General features: G+C 44.0%; 4 protein-coding genes and 1 riboswitch. Of the genes, 2 read left to right on the top strand and 2 right to left on the bottom strand.

Annotated elements, in window-relative coordinates:
- Window positions 1-805: 805 nt before the first annotated feature.
- On the bottom strand, window positions 806-2,137 hold the full coding sequence (locus R7040_RS23990) for a cation:proton antiporter (protein ID WP_064354335.1): 1,332 nt from the start codon (window positions 2,135-2,137) through the stop codon (window positions 806-808).
- A gap of 191 nt (window positions 2,138-2,328) precedes the next feature.
- Between R7040_RS23990 and metH the strand changes: the two genes are divergently transcribed.
- Window positions 2,329-6,009 (top strand): methionine synthase, encoded by a 3,681-nt coding sequence (metH, locus tag R7040_RS23985; RefSeq protein ID WP_064354334.1) that lies wholly within the window; start codon window positions 2,329-2,331, stop codon window positions 6,007-6,009.
- An 86-nt stretch (window positions 6,010-6,095) separates the two neighbouring features.
- On the opposite strand, the gene lysC is transcribed toward metH, so the two are convergent.
- The gene (gene lysC / locus R7040_RS23980; protein WP_017821324.1) at window positions 6,096-7,448 is read right to left on the bottom strand and encodes a lysine-sensitive aspartokinase 3; all 1,353 of its coding nucleotides are present in this window, start codon (window positions 7,446-7,448) and stop codon (window positions 6,096-6,098) included.
- Window positions 7,449-7,549: 101 nt separating this feature from the next.
- A riboswitch (Lysine riboswitch) is annotated at window positions 7,550-7,728 on the bottom strand.
- A 220-nt stretch (window positions 7,729-7,948) separates the two neighbouring features.
- Here lysC and R7040_RS23975 point away from each other — a divergent pair.
- A complete protein-coding gene (locus R7040_RS23975) occupies window positions 7,949-9,070 on the top strand; it encodes a pyridoxal-phosphate-dependent aminotransferase family protein (RefSeq protein WP_054575331.1) in 1,122 nt (373 codons plus the stop codon).
- The last annotated feature ends 138 nt before the right edge of the window (window positions 9,071-9,208 follow it).

Genomic DNA, 9,208 nt, shown 5'->3' with positions numbered 1-9,208 from the left:
CGGCCTGTCACGCCGGGGGTCGCGGGTTCGAGTCCCGTCCACTCCGCCACTTATATTAAGCCTCAGTCGAAAGACTGGGGCTTTTTTCGTTTTGGTTAACCGACTTACCTTAAATCCACTTTCATATTGAAACCTTGCATCGAGAGGCAGGCTTCCCTCTGGCGATGCTTTCTAAGCCCTGTTTGAGTGAAGTGGAACGCAGTTTTGTGTGGTTCCTGCAGTCTCGAGCGCTAGTTTTGAGCCTCTTCATTCACCAAAGCTCCTTTTATTCGATATTAGAAAATCTAGTTATGTGACAGAGTTTAATTGTTTGAAGTGTCGCTTGTTTCTAATTTGAAAACAGGACGACTTTGAATACAAGTTTAGTCTCACTGAGATCAAGAAGGAGGGGGGCTACATTTCTGTTAAGGCTTTGATCTACCTGAATGCTAGCTCAGTTTTATCTTGGTGAGGTTGCTAACCTGTTTGGGTTCTGAACGCAATTACCCTAAATGCCTCTTTCTCATAAAAATACAAACTCGCTCATTGCTAAGTATTGTGGAAGTTTAGCTTTGATGTTTACGAGGAGCCTATATTGCCAAGGTAAGAGAAGTGATACAGATGAAAATGGGTAAATTAAAAGGCTCGTCTATGAATACTATCTATCAGCAATAGTTAGTATCTATGAAAATGTAGCGTAGCGATTCTTCGTATATTTGATGGTATATCAAAGAATAAGGAGCCTTCGTCCTTGAAGGGGAGTCTGAAAATTAGTTATGAAAAAAGCAGCTAGGTAGCTGCTTTTTATTTATTAAGTTACGTGTCTTTAAGAGTCCACTGTCTCCGTATGTTCCGGAGTGGTTATTGCTTGGTTGTTCTCTTCCATCTTCTTCTCTTCTGCTTTTGCTTTTTCAATCATTGGAGTGATTGTTGAGCCTTGAATGAGGATAGAGAAAACAACGACGGAGTAGGTCATTACAAGAATAATCTCTTTTACATCGATTAACTTATCTTGAATCACCCAAATACCAGATGGAATGGAAAGTGCCATTGCCAATGCAAGGCCCCCGCGTAAGCCGCCCCACGTCAAAATACGTACTGACCACGGGTTATATTTTCTGTAACGCTTAAAGCCAATGTACGAGAGAAATACGCTTAAATAGCGAGCTGCTAGTACAAGAGGGACTGAAATAGCCATCATGATCCAGTCTTCTTTGTGGAATTCAAACAGCAGCATCGACATGCCGATCAGTAGGAATAACACGCCATTCAAGAACTCATCAACAAGCTCCCAAAAATGGTCAAGGTGATCTTCACTCTCTTTTGAAAAGCCAATAAAGCGTGTCCAGTTGCCAATCATAATACCGGATACAACCATTGCTAGTGGGCCTGATACATGGATGTATTCAGCAAATGCGTAACCTGCTGTTGGGACACCAATGGTAAGTAACAATTCCATTGAGTGATCATCGGTGGCACTGATCAAGTAGTGGAATAGCAAACCGAGGACGAAACCATATGTGATACCACCGATAGCTTCTTGGATGAAGAGTAAGGTGACACTACCTACAGTTGGTGCCTCAGTGCCAAATGCAATCGTAAATAGAGTGACGAAGATAACCAAACCGAAGCCATCATTGAAGAGCGATTCTCCTTCAATCTGAGTGGAGATACGTTTAGGAGCATCTAGTTTTTTCACAATAGCCAATACAGCGATTGGGTCAGTTGGCGATATTAGAGCACCAAATAGTAAGCAGTAGACCAAATCAAATTGGATGCCAATTAACTGACAAAACCCATACAGCGCAAATCCAATAAAGAACGTAGAAAACAGTGTGGCTCCAAGGGCTAAAACAGTGATCTCCCACTTTTGATCTTTAAGGTTCGGGAGTTTGATGCCTAGTCCACCAGCAAATAGTAAGAAGCCAAGAATGCCTTTGAGCAAGAAATCTTCGAAGTTAATCCTTGTGACCGTCTCCGTTGCAATTTCGGTGAGATGGAACCAGTTGTTTTGACCCGCAATTAAGATTAGAAGTGAAAGCACCATTGAACCTGCGGTAATCGCAATGGTGGTTTGCATCTTTCCTATCTTGCTGTTTACAAAAGCAATTAGCATCGCAGCTGCGGATAGAAAACATAAAGTATGATAGACCGACATAGAGCTCTCTATTTGTAACATTTTATGAATGGAATTCTCGGCTGATGCTGCTTAAATAGCAAACATTTTTTCGTGATTATTTTGTAAGTTAAGAAGGAGATAAAATAATCATTAATTCCACGTTTAGACGTCTAGACTCCTGAAGTTTGTGTGATAGGATGGAAAGATAACTAAAGGAATGAGGCTGTACTGTGGGAAGTAACGTAAGACAACAGATTGAAGCTCAATTGAAGCAACGTATTCTTTTGATTGATGGTGGTATGGGAACCATGATTCAGGGATACAAACTTGAAGAGCAAGACTATCGAGGAACGCGCTTTGCGGATTGGCATTGTGATCTAAAAGGTAACAACGACCTGTTGGTTCTAAGTCAGCCTCAACTTATCAAGGAAATTCACGCTGCATATTTAGAAGCGGGTGCAGATATTCTCGAAACCAACACGTTTAACGCAACAACCATTGCGATGGCTGACTACGAGATGGAAAGCCTAAGTGAAGAAATTAACTTTGCAGCTGCCAAGCTTGCACGTGAAGTTGCAGACGAATGGACCGAAAAAACACCCGATAAACCGCGTTATGTCGCAGGGGTTTTAGGGCCGACGAACCGCACTTGTTCTATCTCTCCTGATGTAAACGACCCTGGATATCGAAATGTTTCTTTCGACGAGTTAGTTGAGGCTTACTCTGAATCGACTCGTGCTCTAATTAAAGGTGGTTCAGACCTTATTCTTATCGAGACCATCTTCGATACGCTTAACGCTAAGGCTTGTTCATTTGCTGTTGAAAGTGTGTTTGAAGAGATGGGGATTGAGTTGCCTGTGATGATCTCGGGGACTATTACTGATGCTTCCGGTCGGACATTATCCGGTCAAACCACAGAAGCGTTTTACAACTCATTACGTCATGTTAAACCGATTTCGTTTGGTTTGAACTGTGCACTTGGTCCAGATGAGCTGCGTCCTTATGTTGAAGAGCTCTCTCGTATATCAGAATCTTTTGTTTCCGCTCACCCAAATGCTGGGCTTCCGAATGCATTCGGCGAATACGATTTGTCGCCAGAAGATATGGCTAAGCATGTTAAAGAGTGGGCTCAAAGTGGCTTTTTAAACTTGATTGGTGGGTGTTGTGGTACAACTCCTGAGCACATTCGCCAAATGGCACTCGCGGTTGAAAATATCGCCCCTCGTCAATTACCTGAACTTCCCGTTGCTTGTCGCTTGTCTGGCCTGGAGCCACTCGCTATTGATAAAGACTCTTTATTTATCAATGTCGGTGAGCGTACGAATGTAACCGGTTCTGCGCGTTTTAAGCGCTTAATTAAAGAAGAGCTGTACGATGAAGCGCTCGATGTGGCTCGTCAACAAGTTGAAAATGGCGCTCAAATTATCGATATCAACATGGATGAAGGCATGTTGGATGCACAAGCTTGTATGGTTCGCTTTTTAAACCTTTGTGCGTCAGAACCTGAAATCTCAAAAGTACCAATCATGGTTGACTCTTCCAAGTGGGAGGTTATTGAAGCCGGTCTTAAGTGCATCCAAGGCAAAGGCATTGTTAACTCGATCTCTCTCAAAGAAGGCAAAGAGAAATTCGTTGAACAAGCTAAGTTGATCCGCCGTTACGGTGCGGCTGTGATTGTGATGGCGTTTGATGAGATTGGGCAAGCAGATACACGTGAGCGCAAAGTAGAAATTTGTACCAACGCTTACCGAATTCTTGTTGATGAAGTGGGCTTTCCACCAGAAGACATCATTTTTGACCCCAACATTTTTGCCATTGCTACGGGGATCGAGGAGCATAATAACTACGCGGTGGATTTCATTGAAGCCGTTGGCGATATCAAACGTGATTTACCACATGCGATGATATCTGGTGGTGTTTCTAACGTCTCATTCTCTTTCCGTGGCAATAACTATGTACGTGAAGCGATTCACGCGGTGTTCCTCTACCACTGTTTTAAAAATGGTATGGATATGGGGATTGTGAATGCGGGTCAGTTAGAAATCTACGATAACGTGCCTGAAAAATTGCGTGAGGCTGTGGAAGATGTCGTTCTTAACCGTCGTGATGACGCCACTGAGAGATTGTTAGATATCGCGGCGGAATATGCAGGCAAAGGGGTAGGTAAAGAGGAGGATGCCTCTGCACTTGAGTGGAGAACTTGGCCTGTTGAAAAGCGTTTAGAGCACGCGTTAGTGAAAGGAATAACTGAGTTCATCGTTGATGATACCGAAGAGGCTCGTGTCAACGCTTCAAAGCCATTAGAGGTGATTGAAGGCCCACTAATGGATGGGATGAACGTCGTCGGAGACTTGTTTGGTGAAGGTAAAATGTTCCTTCCTCAGGTCGTAAAATCTGCACGAGTGATGAAGCAAGCAGTCGCGCATCTGGAGCCCTACATCAATGCAGAAAAGCAGGTGGGACAAACAAACGGTAAGATTTTGCTAGCGACGGTCAAAGGTGATGTACATGATATCGGGAAAAATATCGTTGGCGTTGTATTGCAGTGCAATAATTATGAAATTATTGATCTTGGTGTCATGGTTCCTTGCGAAAAGATCTTAAAAGTAGCGCAAGAAGAAAACGTCGATATTATTGGTTTATCAGGGTTGATCACGCCTTCATTAGACGAAATGGTGCATGTTGCAAAAGAGATGGAGCGTCTCGACTTTAACTTACCTCTTCTCATCGGTGGCGCAACAACGTCAAAAGCCCATACAGCAGTTAAGATTGAGCAAAATTACAAGCATCCAGTGGTTTACGTGAACAACGCCTCACGTGCAGTGGGCGTATGTACTTCTCTTCTGTCAGATGAACGTCGCCCTGAGTTTGTTGAAAAACTTGAAGCTGATTACGAACGAGTACGTGATCAACATAATCGAAAGAAACCGAGAACCAAACCAGTGACATTAGAAGCGGCTCGAGCGAATAAAGTTGCTATCGATTGGGAAGCTTACACCCCTCCAGTGCCTGTTAAGCCTGGCATTCATATCTTCGATGATTTTGATGTGGCTATATTACGTCAATACATCGATTGGACACCATTCTTTATGACTTGGTCACTTGTGGGTAAGTATCCAACAATTTTCCAACATGAAGAAGTTGGTGAAGAAGCAAAACGTTTATTCGAAGATGCCAACGAGTTACTTGATCGAGTTGAGCGAGAAGGCCTGTTAAAAGCGCGTGGAATGTGTGGCTTATTCCCTGCTGCGAGCGTGGGGGACGACATTGAAGTTTATGCTGATGAAACTCGTACCGACGTTGTGAAAGTATTACGTAACTTGCGACAACAGACCGAGAAACCAAAAGGATTCAACTATTGTTTATCCGACTACATCGCACCTAAAGAGTCGGGTAAACATGATTGGATAGGGGCATTTGCTGTCACTGGTGGTATTGGTGAACGAGAGCTTGCTGATGAATACAAAGCACAGGGAGATGATTACAACGCAATTATGATTCAAGCGGTGGCGGATCGCCTAGCCGAAGCGTTTGCTGAGTATTTGCATGAGCGTGTCCGTAAAGAAATTTGGGGTTATGCAGCTGATGAAGATTTATCTAACGATGATCTCATTCGTGAAAAATACCAAGGTATTCGCCCTGCGCCGGGTTATCCCGCGTGTCCTGAACATACTGAAAAAGGACCGCTTTGGGAGTTACTTAATGTGGAAGAGAACATTGGTATGACTCTAACCTCCAGCTATGCAATGTATCCGGGCGCGTCAGTCTCTGGTTGGTATTTCTCTCATCCTGACTCACGTTACTTTGCGATCGCACAGATCCAAGAAGATCAGCTAGAGAGTTACGCCGATCGTAAGGGGTGGGATAGGATCGAGGCTGAAAAATGGTTAGGGCCAAACATTAACGGTTAAATTGATGTTTACCTCGTCCAAATGTAACAACTAATGAAACGACAAAGGGCTGCAAATACGCAGCCCTTTGTTTTATTGAGTTGAACTTACTTCTCAAACAACTCAGTGTGGAGTTTTTGTATGGCTTGTTTCGATACCGATTCATGGAGCAAGAAGCATAAGTTGTGAGGGCTAGCGCCATAACAAATCATGCGTAGGTTAAAATCTTCTAGCGTGCCAAAAACCTGTTTCGCGTAGCCTTTACTCTCACTCATGTTGTTTCCAATGAGAGCAACGAGGCATAGGTCATGTTCAACTTCTACCTTACATAACTCTTCTAACTCTTCTCGTGCAGCTTGCGGCAGCTGTGGTGCTCCGCCAGAGGTATCAGTTTGATCAAGTGTTAACGATACACTGATTTCAGATGTCGTGATCAAATCGACAGAGATCTTATGCTTTGCAAGGATCTCAAAGACCTTTGCTAAAAAACCGTATGCGTGGAACATATTGGCGCTGCGTAGCGTTACCATGGTTTGGTTACAACGCAAAGCTAGCGCACGGAATAACGGTGAGCTTTCGACTTGGTGGCGAATCCAAGTTCCCCCTTTTTCTGGCTCTTTCGATGACCCTACAAATACCGGAATGTCGTGGCGCAATGCAGGTACTAGCGTAGAAGGGTGAAGGATTTTAGCGCCAAAGTTAGCCATTTCTGAAGCTTCACTAAAGCTGATCTCGGGAATTGGTGAGGCTTTTGGTGCAATTCGCGGGTCTGTTGTGTAGATTCCCGGAACATCAGTCCAGATTTCTAGCCCTGCCGCTTTAACGCTCTCAGCAATTAAGGCGGCGCTGTAATCGCTGCCCCCTCGACCTAATGTTGTTGTATTACCGGCTTCGTCAGATCCTATGAAGCCTTGAGTAACAACAACGGATTGTTGGCAAAGTGGTACGAGTTTATCTTGCGCAAGCGTCGAAATTGCTTCAATGTTTGGCTCCGCGCGACCAAAGTTGTCATCAGTACGCAGCACATCGCGGATATCAAAGCGCACTGCTTGAATGCCTCGCTCACACATTAACTGAGTTAGAATGTGCGTCGACATGAGTTCACCACATGCGACTAAATGATCGGTTAACTTCGCACTAGCTTGGATAGATGCAGCCTCGGCCAGGCTGGTTACGGTATCTAATATGCCATACACCTCGGCAGCAGTTTTCGTGCTGTCTTCGAGCTGAGTTAAAATGGCGTCATGAATGTTGGCCAGATTTTGCAGCAGCTCAGTACGGTGCGTTTGATCCTGAACGCCGTTGGCGAGTTCTACCAATAGGTTGGTGACGCCAGAGCAAGCGCTGCTCACGACCAGGCGAGTATTTGGATTGTTTTCGATAATGGTGGCGCAACGACTCATTGCCTCAAAGTTGGCAACACTGGTTCCACCGAATTTAGCTACGTTAAATGCGCTCACTGCGTTCTCCCACGACTTCCTAAAAAATTGTACATCCAATGTTTAGTGAGAAAAGGAACAGAGCAAAAAGAGAGGTATTTAGAATGCTATTTGAAAAATTTACCCTCAGAAGCCCTTCATCAGACTGCGCTGATGACAGTTGATGGGATTCAGCCCAATTCAACCGACAAGTCAAATCCTGCAACTTTGACTTACCTCGGCACTACTCCCCCTCAATGATTGGTGTTGGAATTGCGGTTCCACAAATCATCTACCTGGGTAGCGCTCCTCTTCTACATAAAGCTCAAACATTGAACGGTTTTGAGGCCTTAATGTCAATCAATATTTCAACCTTTATGGTGTTTTTTATTAACGATTTTGTGACACTGGTTTGACCTCCATACTTACGGCTAATTGCTGATAGAGGAAAAATCTATTAGGGTGAAGAACCCTACACCTGAGCCATGTTATTGAATAGAACTTTTAGAATGCTCAGGATAAAAGATAATCAAGGAGCTGACATGTCGATCCAAAGCTTTATTCCACCTCACCGTATTTTAATGGGACCTGGTCCTTCTGATATTTATCCTCAAGTGTTACAAGCACTAAGCCGTCCTACTGTAGGTCACCTTGATCCTCTGTTTATCGGTATGATGGATGAGCTCAAGCAGCTATTGAAGTATGTCTTTCAAACTGACAATGAGTTCACTATTGCGGTTTCAGCGCCAGGTAGTGCAGGGATGGAAACCTGCTTTGTAAACTTGATCGAGAAAGGCGATAAAGTGATCGTCTGCCGTAATGGTGTATTTGGTGAACGCATGCGCGAAAATGTCGTCCGTGCTGGTGGTGAAGTTGTTATCGTCGATGATGAATGGGGGACGCCTGTTTCCATTGATAAAGTCGAGCAAGCATTCGAACAGCACCCAGATACAAAAGTTCTTGCTTTTGTGCATGCGGAAACCTCAACTGGTGCAGTCAGTGATGCTCAAGCATTGGGTAAGCTGGCGAAACAGCATAATGCATTATCTATTGTTGATGCGGTGACATCGCTTGGTGGTGTGCCGTTAAAAGTGGATGAATGGCAACTGGATGCGGTTTACTCTGGTAGTCAAAAATGTTTGTCATGTGTACCTGGGCTCTCACCAGTGACGTTTTCTCCTGCCGCGATTGAAAAGATTCAAGCAAGAACAACACCAGTACAGAGTTGGTTCCTCGATCAGAGTTTAGTTTTGGGGTATTGGAGTGGAGAAGGCAAGCGTAGTTACCATCATACGGCGCCAGTTAATAGCTTGTATGCGCTTCATGAAGCTTTATTGATACTGAAAAATGAAGGATTAGAAAACGCTTGGGCTCGTCACCAACTGATGCATGAAAAACTCAAAAATGGCTTACAAAAGTTAGGCTTTGAATTTGTTGTGGACGAAGCCCATCGGTTGCCACAATTAAATGCGATTTACGTGCCTGAAGGAATTGATGAAGCAAAAGTTCGTGCTCACTTGCTAGAAACCTATAACCTAGAAATTGGTGCAGGCCTTGGGGCATTAGCTGGTAAAGCGTGGCGTATTGGCTTAATGGGTTACGGCGCTCGATCTGAAAACGTTGCGCTGTGCTTAAAAGCGTTAGAAGAGTCACTCACTGAATAAAATCATACAGCAATGAGATAAAGAAAAGCGAAGGTCATCCCTTCGCTTTTTTTGTATTTATTGTGCCGTCCTAAATAAGGTTGACACTTTCCACCCCCAAAATTGGAGAGTGTTATGAAATCAACAACTAAAAGAACT

Source organism: Vibrio sp. 1069 (assembly GCF_033340555.1).
This window is presented reverse-complemented; position numbering and strand designations above follow the sequence as displayed.